The sequence below is a fragment of the Bacillus sp. LQ16 genome (assembly GCF_057784645.1).
This window is the reverse complement of sequence record NZ_CM173491.1, coordinates 2,212,688-2,228,025: the sequence shown is the minus strand read 5'-3', so window position 1 is coordinate 2,228,025 and position 15,338 is coordinate 2,212,688. Positions and strand designations below refer to the sequence as shown.

Sequence of the window (15,338 nt, the reverse complement as noted above, 5' to 3'; positions counted from 1 at the left end):
ATTTTATTTATTCTTACTTTTATGTTGGGACATATTTCATGCTTCGCTTTATATTTGATACAATCAATACAAAAAAACATAATACGGGAATCCGTACATTTCAAAGTCTAAGAGGAGGTTATATTTTGTTGGATTACATTTGGCTAGATGACAAATCACCAATTTTAGAACAACTACCAAGTAATTTTAAATCTGCAGCTATATTGCTACATCCATTTGTCTAAATGCCTTTAGGATGGGAAAAGTCTGTGAGAAAAAGACCATATGAGCACATCTATCCTAGCGCTGAAGAAATCATTCACAATGGGAAATCCGTTTCTTGGAAGGAAATGATGTCTTGTAGTGGATTACATTCATACGCAGACCTAGCAATGGCCATGTTGACTTCCATTAGTGCCTTTTCAGAAGAATATAAAAGAGAGGATTTAGCTGAAAAGCTACATTCAAACTTAAAAAAAGATCTTTATTATCCAACAGAAGATTATACGTCTATATTTTTATTACACAAATTACTTAAACTCCTCGGTTCTAAAGGTGCAAAAAATCTATATTTCTCTGAACCAATTCTTGATACAAACGGATTATTACAGGTAAATAATACTACTCCATTAGATATTTGGGACATTAGCAATAATGAGTTAATTATTACTGGAGAAGACAATGAGTATGCGTTTATGAGTATATACGATTCCTTTACAACCTTATTATTAGCTAAAGAAGAAAATATAGAATATATTGTTCAATCAATGAATGTTGAAGCTGTCATTTGTGACAAAAAAACGATGATTGATTGGTATTTTTAAATTAGTAATTTCTTAAACTATAAAAAAGAAACTTGCGCTTATGCACAAGTTTCTTTTCAAAAACATCCTTATTTTTTTACAACTTCATGTCCACCGAACTGATTACGTAGTGCTGAAACTACTTTTCCATGGAATGTATCATCTTCCTGAGAACGATAGCGCATAAATAATGACATCGCGATTACTGGTGCCGCTGCTTGTAACTCAAGCGCAGTTTCAACAGTCCATTTCCCTTCTCCTGAAGAGTTCATTACACCTTTAATGCCATCAAGCTTAGGATCATCTGCAAATGCTTTTTCAGTTAAGTCCATTAACCAACCGCGGATTACTGATCCGTTCGCCCATACTTTTGCAACATCTTCATAATTGAAATCAAAGTCACTCTTATCTAGTACTTCAAATCCTTCAGCAATTGCTTGCATCATGCCGTATTCAATACCGTTATGAACCATTTTTAAGAAATGACCACTACCAACGCGGCCAGCATAAGAATAGCCATTTTCTACTGCTAAATCTTTAAATAAAGGTTCTAATTGGTCGTAAATTTCTTTTTCTCCACCAACCATTAAACAAGCACCGTATCTAGCTCCTTCTACACCGCCAGATGTACCGATATCTACATAATGTAATCCGAAGCTTTTTGCTTCTTCAGCACGGCGTAACGTATCTTTATAGAATGAATTTCCACCTTCAATAACGATATCACCTTCATCTAATAACGGATACACATCTTTTAACACTGACTCTACAACTTCTCCTGCAGGCACCATTACCCAGATCGTACGAGGAGCTTCTAATTCAGCGATCATTTCTTTTAATGTATGACGTGCAGTAATTCCTAGTTTTCCTGCCTTTTCTACAAGCTCTTTATTTACATCGTATACAACTACTTCATGCTTGTCTTCATGTAAGTGTTCAGCTAATGGGAATCCCATTTTTCCTAATCCAATTAATCCTAGTTTCATATTAATCAATCTCCTATTCTATACAAATATATTTAATATCGAAATTAGCCCAAGTGCTACTACAGATAATATAGTCTCCATTGCAGTCCATGTTAATAACGTTTCTTTCACAGTCATTCCGAAATACTCTTTAATCATCCAAAATCCTGAATCATTCACGTGTGATAAAATTAATGACCCTGCACCTGTTGCAAGTGCTAATAATTCAACATTTACACCTGGTGTACTTGCTGCAATCGGCGCAACAATACCAGCTGCTGTCATCATAGAAACAGTTGCCGATCCTGTCGCAACTCGGATAAGTGCAGCAATTCCCCATCCAAGTAATATTGGTGAAATATGTGATTCTTTCGCCATATCTGCAATTGTCGTTCCAATTCCAGAATCTAATAATACTTTATTAAATGCGCCACCTGCACCAATTACTAACAATATGTTTGCAATAGGTCCAAGGCAATCATTTGTAAATTGTAATACTTTATCTTTAGAAAATCCTTTTGCATAACCAAGGCTAAAGAAAGAGTAAATGGTTGCAATTAATAAAGCCACAATCGGATCTCCAATAAAGTGTAATACTTGTGCTAGTTGACTCGTTTTATTTAATGCTACTTCAGCAATGGATGCACCAAGCATAAGAAATACTGGAAGTAAAATAGTAAACAATGTATTTCCGAAGCTAGGAAGTTCTTTCTTCTTATCTCTTTCAATAAATTGCTCCGCTATATCTAATGGTACTTCCTTATGTATACGAGCACCAATCCATTTCCCGTAAAGTGGACCTGAAATAATTGCAGTTGGAAGTCCGACAATTAACGCATATAAAATTGTCTTCCCTACATCTGCTTTAAAAATACCCACTGCCGCCATTGCCGCTGGATGCGGTGGAACAAGTCCGTGTACGACTGACAGTCCTGCTACTAGCGGAATACCGATTGTAATAAGTGATACCCCAGTTTCTAACGCAATTGTAAATACTAACGGAATTAATAGGACAAATCCAACTTGGAAAAATACCGGAATCCCTACTAAAAATGCAACGAACATCATCGCCCAGTGAACTCGTTTCTTCCCAAAACGATTAATTAATGTGTTAGCGATACGTTCAGCACCGCCAGATTCGGCCATCATTTTTCCAAGCATCGTTCCTAGTGCTAAAACTATCGCTAAAAAGCCTAACGTATTACCAAGCCCTAGTTTAATAGAATCAATAATCCCTGGATCTTTTGGTGAAGTTCCAATTAAAGGCATTCCCATTGCTAAACCTACACCAATTGCTGTTAAAATTAATGCGACAAATGGATGCCATTTTACTACCGTAATAAGTAAAAGTAGTATGACAACTGCCGCTAGTACGATCCCAACTACCATTTCTCCCAATCCCCCTATTGTTTACGTTGGAAAGCAGCTATACAATCAAATTCTTCTTTCAAGCGATTGTAAAGTCGTTCATACATATAAAACATTTCTAAATATATAGCCGTATTTTCTTTATTCGGTACATGATGATGGACAATATCAATCCAATCCTTTACCTCTTCAAGAGAATCAATTTTTCCTACAGCATATAAAGCAACTGCCGCTGCCCCAAGCGCAGATGCTTCATGACTTTCAGGTACAAACAATTCTTTTCCCATCATATCGGACAACATTTGTCTCCAAAATGCAGATTTTGCAAACCCTCCTGAAACTCGTATTTCAGTAAGTGGCCCTGTACAATCCCTGATTGCGAGTGCTACTGAATATACACTCATACAAACACCTTCCATCACTGCACGTATAAAATGTTCTCGTTTATGTTGAAGATTGATTCCAAAGAATGTACCACGAGCGTTTGCATTCCAGTAAGGTGCGCGTTCTCCAGATAAGAAAGGTAAGAACAATAGCCCATCCGCTCCAGCTGGTACGCTTTCTGCATATTTAATTAATAAATCATAAGGATCAATGCCGAGCTTTCTTGCTACTTCTTGCTCTGGACTACCAAATTCATCACGTAACCATCTCAGTAATATTCCGCCGTTATTCGTTGGACCACCGATTACCCAGTGCTCATCTGTTAATGCGTAACAAAACGTTCTCCCTTTCTCATCTGTATTTATATTTGATGAGATTGTTCGAACCGCACCACTCGTTCCAATCGTAATTGCAGCCGCACCCGGTGATATCGCACCAACTCCTACATTTGCAAGAACCCCATCACTTGCTCCGATGACAATTGGTGTTTCTGCACTTATCCCCATCTTCTGTGCTAATTCTGGCTTCATACCTGATAAAATATATGTAGTGGGTACAGGGGTTGATAATTGTTCTGGTGACATATGTAACATAGTCAAAACATCTTCATCCCAGTTTAATGTTTCTAAATTAAATAACCCTGTAGCAGAAGCAATCGAATAATCAACTACGTAGCGTGAAAATAATTGGTAAATCACATACTCTTTAATGGAAATGAATTTATAGGCACTTGTATATAACTCTGGTTCCTCTTCTTTCATCCATAACAATTTAGAAAGTGGTGACATCGGATGAATCGGTGTACCTGTACGTCTATAAATTTCATGCCCATTCATTTGTTGTAATAATTTTTCTGATTGCTTCGTACTTCGATTATCTGCCCAAATGATAGAACGCGTTAATGGCGCACCATTTTCATCTACTGCAATTAATGCGTGCATAGCTGTACTAATACCGATTGAAGAAATATCTTCTGGTAATACATTACCTTTTTCAATGGCAACGCTTACACTTTTGTATACAGCGGCACATATTACATCAGGATCTTGCTCAGCCCATCCTACATTCGGTTGAATAATTGGGTAATCGATTGCATGTGATGCAATGACTTTTCCTTTTTCTGTGAACACAACCGTTTTTGTACTTGTGGTACCGATATCAATCCCGATTACTCTCCCCCTTGTTTCCATGCGAATCTTCCCTTCATTTCTAGCAAAATACGATTTAGTAAACCGTTTACATGAATTAGTATATAAAATATTTTTTCATTTATCAAGTTATAAAAAGAAAATTTTTTTCATATCAAAAAATAAATCCCCTCATTCCATTTCACTTATATACTAAATTTAGCTTTTCCATGCGGTAAAATTACGTTATATTCGTTACGCAATACACTCTTTCCTCTCATTCACAACACATACATAGTCCCTCCATACGTTCTAGTTATTTGCATGAAGAAAGAGTTGAAAAGCAATATTCATTTTTAGCGGTCACGTAACATCACCATCAAGCCAAGAAAAGTAACTAACCGCAGAATGAGAATTCTGTGCATTTTACTCTTATTTATTGTTTTAGGTTCACTAGTCTTTTATCTTGATAAACATAGAGCGCGGCCCCCTACTATCAATTTTTTATCTTGTAAATATATCTTGCATACTATAAAACCGAAATTATTTTTATTTTTCAGAAAAATAAAACAATAATATAGAATTTATTGTATAATGTTGTAAAAAGATGTCGGAGGGATTTAATGTTAAATAAAATATCTCAATTCACAATTAAGCTTTCATCAATTCTTTTATCACTCTTACTATTATTAAATTTACCTTATTTATTTATCACTCAACAAGGATTTACCTTTCAACCAATTTATTTTTTTAATCAGATCGTTATCATGTTAAAACAGGTCTTCTCCCCTGAATCATTAGTGATTATAGGATCCGACCCGAAGTTTGGCCATTTCAAAAAAACACCATTATTTCCAACTGTTTTAGAGCCTTACCTATATTCATTTACTATATTATTTTTAGCCTTTTTTCTTGCTCTCTTTTTATCATCTAGCACGGCATTTTTTTATTTTTTAGCAAAAGATTATATAAAAAAATGGATAAACCGAATTGTGTTCATATTAGAAGCTGTCCCTGATATGATGATGATGATTTGTTTACAAATATTTTTCATATGGGTACTTCAGAAATTTGGGGAATCTCCTGTCACTATTATTTCTTTTAATGAAAATCGAGCTTATTTACTCCCTATTTTATCATTAGCTGTCTTACCTACATTACAAATGTTTCGGATGATGGTGTTATACATAAAAGAAGAACAAGGAAAACATTACGTAGAGGTTGCATATGGAAAAGGCCTTTCATCAAGTTATATACTCTGCATTCATTTATTCAAAAATATATCTATCCACTTCTTTCACCATTTAAAAACGATTTTTGTTTTCTTACTTTCTAATTTATTCATTTTAGAATTTGTTTTTAATATGGAAGGCATTATTCAATTTCTATTTAATAAGGCGTTTGTTTCACCTCCCGCTGCATTTATCATACTTGTTATGATTATTTTACCGTTTTATGCCCTTTTCCACATAGTCTCATTCATGATGAATAGATGGAAAAAGCAATTGAAAGGAGTAACCTTATGAAATCTATTTGGAAATCAAAACGCTTTTTAATCGGCTTTACTTATCTATTCATACTTATTTCAGCTAGTTTTATTTATAGTTGGTTCTTTAAAGATAACATCCCAAAACCTCCTCAGTTACTTTACAATGACAATAACGAATTACTTGGAAAGGCCCCCTTTCCGCCTTCGTTAATTCCACCTTTTGGATCTGATCGTTTTGGAGAGTCTGTTTTCTTACAAATTGTAGAAGGAGCAAAATTCACTATTTTATTAGCCGTGGCAATTAGCTTCTTTCGAATTTTATGCGGAACATGTATAGGAATCCTCTTAAGTTTATTTGCTCCAAAACTCAAGAGATTTTTCCAGTCATGCTCAGAAGTTTTTTATTATATTCCAACTCTATTTATCGCATTCATACTCATCACGCCCGTTAATATTATAATCACATCAAATGCTGATGGGGTAGATCCAAATATTTCATTTACGTTTTATCAAGTACTCGTACTTATTTTCGTCGCTCTGCCTACACTTTCTTTATACATATCCTCAGAGGTTGATGAATTTATGAAACAAGATTACATCTTAAGTTCACAATTACTGGGGGCTAGTCGTTTTCATATTATTAAAAAACACTTACGAGTCTTATTACTTGACCGCTTATTTGTATTATTTATGGAACATATCGTCCAAACACTCATACTCGTTATCCATTTAGCGTTGCTTAACATTGTAATTGGCGGCATACAAATGCGTGAACTCTATGACGGAGTGCTCAAACCTGTTTCTCTATCTAATGATTGGGCAGGTCTTATTGGATTAAATCGTAATGAAATGAATCTTTCATGGTGGATTATTTTTTATACTCTCGCTTCATTCTTTATTACGATTCTACTTATTAAGCTTATGACCATCGGGATTCAAGATGCACTGAAAGCAAGAGATTCGCAAATTGTAGCAATTCAAAACGTTCCAGATCATAAAAAATTTGTTAAACATAAAGATTCCTTTTCGTTTGCAAATAAAGTAAACCTTTAATCATTTCTCATTAATCAAGTATTAATTGGCATCGATATTAGTAGAAAATAAAGAAGATGATCCCTATTAAATACAGGGATCATCTTCTTATGCTGTCTAACTTTTTTACATGTCCTTTGCTAGACTCATGCTTTTTATATTTAAAGTGAATTATTTGCAATCACAATTATGTTTTTTAAAATCAATTACCATACGCCCTTGAATTCTACCTTGTTCCATTTCTTCGAATACATTTTGTACTTTATCTAGCGAACAAGTTTGAACAACTGGCACTACTTTTCCTTCTGCCCCGAACATAAACGCCTCTTCCAAATCTTTACGAGTACCAACTAGTGAACCAACTACTTCAATTCCATCTAGTACAAGTCGCGGGATGTTTAAGTCCATTGTTTCTACTGGTAGCCCTACTGCAACTACTTTACCGCAAGCACGTACTGCATCAACTGCTGAGTTAAAGGCTACTTTAGAGACTGCTGTTACTACCGCAGCATAAGCGCCACCAAATTCCTCTTGCACAATTTTATCAGCAGGACCTTGAGAAATTGAGTTGATAGTCATATCAGCACCAACTTCTTTCGCTAAGGCTAATTTGTCGTCATTAATGTCTACTGCGATTACCTTTGCACCAAATACATTTTTAGCATATTGGATAGCTAAGTTACCTAATCCACCGCAGCCATAGATTACAATAGGTTGACCAGGTTTAATATCTGATACTTTAATAGCTTTATATGTAGTTACACCAGCACATGTAATTGATGATGCTTGAGCAGGATCTAATCCTTCTGGTACTTTTACCGCATAATCAGCTGTAACGATACATTGTTCAGCCATACCACCATCTACTGAATAACCTGCGTTTTTAACTTCACGGCAAAATGTTTCTCTACCAGTTACGCAATATTCACAACGTCCACAAGATTGGAACATCCATGCAATACTTACACGGTCACCTATCTTTAGCGAATTAACATCATCAGCTATTTTCGTAACAATACCTACACCCTCATGACCAAGAATACGGCCATCAGTGTTACCAAAATCATGATTCGCAACGTGTAAATCAGTGTGGCAAACTCCACAATACTCTACATCTACTAACGCTTCGCCTGAGCGTAACGGACGTAATTCTTTTTCAATCACTTCGATGTTTGCTTTGCTGTTTTTATTAACCACTACTGCTTTCATATGTGATCTCCCCTTTAGTGTTTTAGCGTTTTAATGAGTTTATCTCACAACTACTTTCCTCACTACTTTGGCTAGTTATTGTACCAAATTTAAGTGTTCAATCATCATTACACCTTCATCATAACATGACACTTCATAAACAGCTTGTGAAATTATGAACAATATTTGAATTATTACACAAATCGGTCTTTATTTTAAATTTTTAAAAATGAGAGTTTATCACTGACTATAAGTAAGTCATACATTTCTAAAAGAAAATAAAGTAACAAACTTCTCATCGATAAAAAAGCTCTTCACTCAATATTTTCTATATTTAAACACTTAGTTTCACAGTAATAGCCTTTACCGCCAACATAAACTTTTTCTATTTTATTTTTGCTATTGGTTGCTAATTTAACTAATATTTCAGAAGGCGAGTGTAAAGAATAACCTTGTTCAAATACATAGACTTCTTTTTGCAAATAGTGCTGTTCATAAAGGTAGCAAGCTAATGCACCGTTTGAAGTTCCAGTCGCTGCTTCTTCATTAATGTCGTATAGTGGAGCAAAATTTCTGCATATAATTCGATTGTCATTAAAAGTATATAGATGCATCCCAACAACATCATAATACTTGCTAATTTCTTTAATTTTTTCAAAATTAGGTTGTAGCGCATGTAATTGTGTTTCGCTTTTTATAGGAATTAAAATATCTTTTAAGCCCGTGGAGACAATTTGAATTGGGTAATTATTGTCTATATCTTTAATGTCAAAACAGTCGATGAACTCGTTTGGAGATACAACATCATAGAATATCGGTTTGTTTTGTTCCATGAATATGATGTCATCTTTTATAGTAATAGTAAGAACACCGCTGTTCGTTTCAATCGTATAGCGATTCCTGAAAAGTTTATTTAAATGCATCAGTATCGCGAAAGAGCCAATTGTGGCATGACCACATAAATCAACTTCTTCTTTTGGAGTAAAATACTCAAATTTATAATCAGCAATTTCAGATTCTGATATAAATGCGGTTTCCGCATAACCCAGTTGTTTCGCTATTGTCATTTTTTGAGTAGTGGTCAATGTATTTGTATTCTCAATAAATACCACTCCTGCTTTATTCCCGCCTTTATGATTCTTGCTAAATGCACTTGCAACATAAACGGATATTTTCATAAGACACCTTCCTCACTTATAGTAAATTATATATAGAAAGCACTATATATAAATACAATTAGATAAATTATCCATAAAATACGAGACAAACTATTTTTAGCATTTGAACTCTCCAAAAATAGTTTGTCTACAATCTGAAAGCTCTTCATTTGAAGAGCTTTTTTATATTCGCTTCATCGAAATCGTTTCACGTATACTTTGTAAATTTTTTAGTGTTTCTTCTTGTCGCTGCAACGACAACCCTACATACAAAGTATCTAATAAGCTTAACTGTGCTAATCGTGATGAACTTGCTTCTGTACGGAATTCAGTCTCACGTGTTGATGTATATAACGTTATATCAGCAAGCTGACTTAATGCTGATTTCTTATAGCTCGTAATCGCAATAATTTTGGCCCCTCTTGCTTTCGCTACTTCTAACGCTTCAAGTAATCCTTTATTGCTACCAGAATGAGAAATGCCAATAACAACTGAATTTTCCGAGAGTAAACCTGCTCCCATAATTTGAAAATGCGAATCAGTATGAGCGATACAAGAAATACCCGTTCTCATAAACTTATGATACGCATCCATCGCAATAATACCAGAGCCACCATTTCCATAAAACTCAATTCGACTTGCTTCTTGCAAAGCTCGTACAGCCTGCTCAAGTGCTGTTTCATTTAGCAAATGTAAAGTATCTTGCAGTCCTGTAATATGCGAATGGAAAACTTTTTTAGCAACAGTTACCATACTATCTTCTGCTGATACCTCTTCATGAATATTTTGCATCGGTGTATGTACAATTTCACGAGCTAATGTAATCTTTAAATCTTGAAAACCTTGCAAACCAAGGTGTTTACATAAGCGAAATATCGTCGCTTCGGAACTACTCGTAACTTCAGCTAATTCTGTAATAGATTTATGTACAACATCTTGTGGATGTTTCAAAATATGTTCGGCAATACTTCGCAATTTCGGTGATAAACCATTTAACGAAGCCTGAATCTTTCCAATCCCACTCCTTGTACCAGGCATAGCATATCCTCCTCTTCCATCGTAGCTTTATCCTGTAAAAACCGATTAGTTTAACTTTATTGTACCTAATTATTGAAAGAAGAAAAACCTATATTAGGGATTACTATAAATTTTAATTGCTCCTATGTATTCTGTCATACGATATAACAGAATTATTCATGCTTATGAATAATCCTCCCCATGTTTCACTGCGTATAATGCGGCTTGCGTACGATCATCCACTTCCAATTTAGCTAAAACGTTTGAAACGTGTGTTTTCACAGTTTGTTCTGTAATATGAAGTTCTGCTGCAATCTCCTTGTTGCTTCTTCCTTTCGCAATTTCGCGAAGTACCTCTTGCTCTCTTTTCGTTAACATTGAAAAAGGATTTTCTATTTCCTTCTTTACTGCGGTACGCCCCATTAATGCAGGTGTTACTTTCGGGTGAAAATTCGCATTTCCTTGATGTACTGCAATAATAGAAGCGACAAGTTGCTCAGGTTGTACTTCTTTTAATTGATAACCATCTGCTCCAGCTTCAAGTGCTGGTATAACATAATCTTGCTCTGAAAAACTACTTAATATAAGTACCTTTATCGTCTCATCGTATTGCTTTAGACATTTTGTTGCCTCAATTCCATCCATTTTCGGCATCGATACATCCATTAGTACGACATCCGGTCTTTCTTTTTGCACGAAATGTAATGCCTCTTCGCCATTTTCCGCTTCCCCAATAATTTCAAATTCTTCTCTCGTTTTCAAAAAGAATACAAGTCCTCTTCGAACGATATGATGATCCTCAACTAGTAGCAATTTAATCTTCAATCTTATTCTCCCCTTCAAATCGGCAATTGAATTTCTATTTTTGTACCCTTTCTCAGCTCTGTTATAATTTGAAACGACCCCTTCATTAACTGAATACGTTCCTTCATACTTTTCAGGCCAAGTGCTGACTCCCTTACTTGCTCTTGTATAAATCCTATTCCATTATCTTCTATGTAAAAATGTAACTGGTTATTTTCTATTTTCAAAAGAACATATACCTTTTCACACGAAGCATGCTTTTTACAATTATGTAGCGCCTCTTGGCTAATACGCCATAAAACTTCTTCTATTTCATCCCCAATTGAAACCATCCCATCAATTCGAACTTCCACTTGAACTCCTAATAACTTCCCGTAATTTTGAATTGCTTCTGCTAACCCTTTCTCTAATCCTTCAGGTCTTAATTGCCAAATTAATAGAGTCATCTCTTGTAATGCTTCTTGTGATAATTCTCCAATATAACTTAACATCTCTTGCAATTCTCTATCTTGCGTCATATTCAGAGTACCTTTCGCTGTTAGCATAATAGAAAATAACAATTGTTTTACTGAATCATGCAAATCACGTGCAAGTCGATTTCTTTCCGCTACCACTACATATTTACGTTCTTTCTCAACTAACTGAATACGTTGTATTGTCGTTCCAATTTGAAATGCAATTGATTCTAATAATGCTAACTCTTCCTCTGAAAAATGAGTCTTATGAGGCGCAGCCACATTTAGTAGACCAAATTTTTCTGATCCAGACCTAAGCGGAATTGTCGCATGATGTGTAACATCTTCTGTCTCTCCCCAATTACATTCAATTGCATCTTCTATTCGCTTACATTCAATAATATTAGTCGCTTTTTCTAATCTCCCATTCACAAAACGTTCTACACACCAACAGTTTCCTTCACACATCGGCTTCTTCTCTTGCCACGTAAGAGCCTCTGGTAAATTTTCGTCTACAAGCATGCTATGCTTTCCACTTTCATCAATAAAGAATATCCACCCTGTTTGTAAATTCATTACTTGTAACAATGTATGCAACACTTTTTCTAACATATCCTGTAAGTTTGTTGCTTCATTTAATAATTCAGCAATTTCTTTTAATGCTTCTAAACGATGCATCTCTTTTTCTTCAAAGTTCATTCTCATCACCAACTACAATTATAACATTAAGAAATTTCTAAATTCTATAAATAAAAAAAGAACCAAATCTCTTCAGCCCTTTCTTTATATCAATCATTTTATTATTGTTATTCTATCCAATGTTGGAATCAGAATTTTTGTTAACAAACGATTCTACTTTAGCTGTCCGATAAAGATTTTCCACCATGGATATGCTGTAAATTTTCAGTAGTAACAACCATATTCGCTGCTGGCATTTGCACTTGATTCTTATGAAACATAGACATTAATTCAAATCTTACTTGTCTAGAAGTTTCAAAATAATCTTCTGGCTTTATTAAACCTGTAATACAAAATTCATAGCCAACATATTTCAAGTTAGGATTTAAGTCTGTAACACCGACGTATTTAAATGGTTCAACAGCGTCATCCTCTACTCTATAAAGAGTTTGATCCAATTTTTCATTGCATATAACACATACTTCTTCTAACAATTCCTTCACTCTTGTTGGATCTTCCTGATAACTTACCGTGATGCGTTCAATTACACGCATCCATCCTTTATTAAAATTTTGTATCGTTCTAATCTCTCCGTGCGGGATGGTAAGTAGTTTTCCTGACCATTCACGTATTTGCATAAAACGAATACTAATCTCTTCAATAGTTCCTGAATTTGTTCCGTTAAAAGTTACAAAATCACCAACTCGAAACTCTTTGTCCGCTAATCTTGCAAAGCCTAATATTACATCTTTTAGCATCTGTTGTGCTGCAAAACCGATGACAACTCCAGCTATCCCTGCACCTGCAATAATACTTTTTATATCTACAAATTGGCTAATTAAATATATGATAAGACTGATGATAATAATATATCTAAAAATAGATCGAATTACACTTTGAATCGTCTGCTCTACCTCTTCATCAAAAAAGCTTGATTTCCTAAAAAACCAATCAATAATACGGTTTATTACAAACGAAATAATGATTAAAACTAAAGCAAATAGTAAAAATCTTAAAAGTAAAAACTCCCTTACATAATTAAAAAATTCTTCAGTATACGTTAATAAACTCATCCATCCACTTCCTTAACTAATAAAAATTCTATACAAAGCTGCTATATTTTTAAAATTCATTAGATATTCTTCTATAAATATACCCTTTTTCATAACCTAAAGGGAGCTAGCAATTGAATTTTTTTATGACTTCACTTTAAGACTACACAACCCACCCTAATAAAGGGAAATATTTACATGATATCGAATAGTTCATTTGAAAATATTATTACTCACGAGGGTTACAAGCAATGGGATATATTGAAGAACTAAGAGAAGTTGTTGGATCAAGACCGCTTAATTTAGCAGGCGTTGCGGTAGCTGTTTTCAATGAACAAGGACAAATACTACTACAACAAAGGTGAAATGGCATGTGGGGCGTTCCAGGAGGTTTTGTAGAACTTGGTGAATCTATAGAAGCAGCTGGAAGACGAGAAGTACTTGAAGAAACCGGAATCGAAATTGGTACACTTCAGCTAGCAACTGTGTTTTCAGGTAAAGAATGTTTTGTGAAATTACCGAACGGAGATGAATTTTACCCTATAACAATTGCTTACCTTTGCAAAGATATTACAGGTGGCTTGCTAAAAGCTGATGGAGTCGAATCATTACATGTACAATTTTTTAATTTAAATGAGCTACCACAAAATATTAGCCCATTCATAAAAAAATTAATTGAACAAAATGTCGTCTCAGTTTAAACGCAAAAAAGAGACCTTTTTAAAGGCCTCTTTTTCATTTCACTTCTGCATGTAAACAAGATTTAAAATGTCCAAGTGCAAATTCATGCCCTTGCGCATTAAAAGATGCAACTGCCTTTTCATAAACAACAATTTTAAATCCTTTATTATAAGCGTCTACTGCTGTGTGAAGAACACAAATATCAGTACAAACACCTACAAGATGAACTTCTTCTATTCCTCTTTCTCTTAACTTCATTTCTAAGTCGGTTCCTGCAAATGCACTATATCGTGTTTTATCCATGTAATATACATTTTCAGCATTTTTATATGTTTCGTATACATCTTGTAATTCCCCAAACAAATCTCTTCCACTTGTACCAGCTATATTATGGGGTGGGAATAATTTTGATTCTGGATGATATACATCATTTTTTTCATGTTTATCAATCGCAAAGACAACGTAATCTCCATTTTCAATATATTGCGTCGTTATATGTACAATTTCCTTCTCAATTTCTTGACCTGGTTTTCCGCAAGTTAAAGCACCTTTTTCCGCTACAAAATCATATGTATAATCAATATTAATAAGAGCTCGTTTCATAACTACTATCTCTCCTTCTTCTGTTTCACAGTAAACAATAGAAAATTTGTTATTACGACATCGTATGTACTATTCGACATTTCAAATGAAATACCTACATTTTTCTTGTAAAACTTACCTTAATTCGAGTTTATCATAAAGTGAAACTTTAATCATTGGAGAGTTTGTTCATCTCCAATGATTATTAGTTAAACCAATCGGACAGTTGATCTCCCACCTAATCTCCTCACATATACCGATTTTTAAGGCGAGGTCTTACTGCCCATTAATGCGGGATATAATAGATACACAATGGTAAAACAACTAGCTCCTATTACTAAGTCATGAATTTGGTAATTAAACGTAATTTGAATCACCTCTTGTATCGTAAACCAAATTACTGCCATCATTATACTAATCAAGACGATACGAATACACCGATTTACATCTTCAACCTCTTTCTCTGTCATAGTAGTAGCAAGTGATTTCTTCCTATTTAATCGTATTAGAAAACGAAACAAGTTATTTACTCTTGCACACTCTAGTCCAAATAAAAAAGCACACTACTTTTTTGAGT

General features: G+C 34.5%; 13 protein-coding genes and 2 pseudogenes. 4 read left to right on the top strand and 11 right to left on the bottom strand.

Annotation, left to right across the window (positions count from 1 at the left end):
* The first annotated feature begins 38 nt into the window (after positions 1-38).
* Positions 39-803, top strand: a pseudogene (locus AC3EMB_RS11220) (DUF2711 domain-containing protein).
* Positions 804-871: 68 nt separating this feature from the next.
* Here the strand turns inward: AC3EMB_RS11220 and gnd are convergent.
* From gnd to gntK, 3 genes are read right to left on the bottom strand one after another with little or no spacing between them, the layout of a single operon-like run.
* The gene (gene gnd / locus AC3EMB_RS11215) at positions 872-1,768 is read right to left on the bottom strand and encodes a phosphogluconate dehydrogenase (NAD(+)-dependent, decarboxylating) (RefSeq protein WP_000765981.1); all 897 of its coding nucleotides are present in this window, start codon (positions 1,766-1,768) and stop codon (positions 872-874) included.
* Between the two features lie 18 nt (positions 1,769-1,786).
* Positions 1,787-3,136, bottom strand: a complete 1,350-nt coding sequence (locus AC3EMB_RS11210; protein WP_256424312.1) for a GntP family permease — start codon at positions 3,134-3,136, stop codon at positions 1,787-1,789.
* Between the two features lie 14 nt (positions 3,137-3,150).
* Positions 3,151-4,689: a gluconokinase gene (gntK, locus tag AC3EMB_RS11205; RefSeq protein WP_000449997.1), complete on the bottom strand. Its 1,539-nt coding sequence runs from the start codon at positions 4,687-4,689 to the stop codon at positions 3,151-3,153.
* A 560-nt stretch (positions 4,690-5,249) separates the two neighbouring features.
* Between gntK and AC3EMB_RS11200 the strand changes: the two genes are divergently transcribed.
* Both AC3EMB_RS11200 and AC3EMB_RS11195 read left to right on the top strand, forming a co-directional pair.
* Positions 5,250-6,152, top strand: a complete 903-nt coding sequence (locus AC3EMB_RS11200) for an ABC transporter permease subunit (RefSeq protein ID WP_089170919.1) — start codon at positions 5,250-5,252, stop codon at positions 6,150-6,152.
* On the top strand, positions 6,149-7,168 hold the full coding sequence (locus tag AC3EMB_RS11195) for an ABC transporter permease (RefSeq protein WP_366988092.1): 1,020 nt from the start codon (positions 6,149-6,151) through the stop codon (positions 7,166-7,168). Before AC3EMB_RS11200 ends, AC3EMB_RS11195 begins: the two co-directional genes overlap by 4 nt.
* 150 nt (positions 7,169-7,318) lie before the next feature.
* Here AC3EMB_RS11195 and adhP read toward each other — a convergent pair whose 3' ends face one another.
* The 6 genes from adhP to AC3EMB_RS11165 form a co-directional block, all read right to left on the bottom strand.
* On the bottom strand, positions 7,319-8,356 hold the full coding sequence (adhP, locus tag AC3EMB_RS11190; protein ID WP_423117700.1) for an alcohol dehydrogenase AdhP: 1,038 nt from the start codon (positions 8,354-8,356) through the stop codon (positions 7,319-7,321).
* A gap of 293 nt (positions 8,357-8,649) precedes the next feature.
* Positions 8,650-9,513: a PhzF family phenazine biosynthesis protein gene (locus AC3EMB_RS11185; protein ID WP_197241478.1), complete on the bottom strand. Its 864-nt coding sequence runs from the start codon at positions 9,511-9,513 to the stop codon at positions 8,650-8,652.
* Positions 9,514-9,675: 162 nt separating this feature from the next.
* Positions 9,676-10,530 carry a MurR/RpiR family transcriptional regulator gene (locus AC3EMB_RS11180; protein WP_001119652.1) on the bottom strand — a complete coding sequence of 285 codons (855 nt, stop codon included), beginning with the start codon at positions 10,528-10,530 and terminating at the stop codon, positions 9,676-9,678.
* Between the two features lie 162 nt (positions 10,531-10,692).
* Positions 10,693-11,334, bottom strand: coding sequence for a two-component system response regulator CasR (gene casR / locus AC3EMB_RS11175; protein WP_053564599.1), 642 nt, complete (start codon positions 11,332-11,334; stop codon positions 10,693-10,695).
* 14 nt (positions 11,335-11,348) lie between these two features.
* Positions 11,349-12,467 (bottom strand): two-component system sensor histidine kinase CasK, encoded by a 1,119-nt coding sequence (gene casK, locus AC3EMB_RS11170; protein ID WP_069355527.1) that lies wholly within the window; start codon positions 12,465-12,467, stop codon positions 11,349-11,351.
* A 158-nt stretch (positions 12,468-12,625) separates the two neighbouring features.
* On the bottom strand, positions 12,626-13,519 hold the full coding sequence (locus AC3EMB_RS11165; RefSeq protein WP_069355526.1) for a mechanosensitive ion channel family protein: 894 nt from the start codon (positions 13,517-13,519) through the stop codon (positions 12,626-12,628).
* 230 nt (positions 13,520-13,749) lie between these two features.
* Between AC3EMB_RS11165 and AC3EMB_RS11160 the strand changes: the two are divergent.
* Positions 13,750-14,199: pseudogene (locus AC3EMB_RS11160) on the top strand (NUDIX hydrolase).
* A gap of 34 nt (positions 14,200-14,233) precedes the next feature.
* Here AC3EMB_RS11160 and AC3EMB_RS11155 read toward each other — a convergent pair.
* A complete protein-coding gene (locus AC3EMB_RS11155) occupies positions 14,234-14,782 on the bottom strand; it encodes a cysteine hydrolase family protein (protein ID WP_000816771.1) in 549 nt (182 codons plus the stop codon).
* Between the two features lie 242 nt (positions 14,783-15,024).
* Positions 15,025-15,231: a hypothetical protein gene (locus AC3EMB_RS11150; RefSeq protein WP_015406474.1), complete on the bottom strand. Its 207-nt coding sequence runs from the start codon at positions 15,229-15,231 to the stop codon at positions 15,025-15,027.
* Positions 15,232-15,338 lie beyond the last annotated feature (107 nt).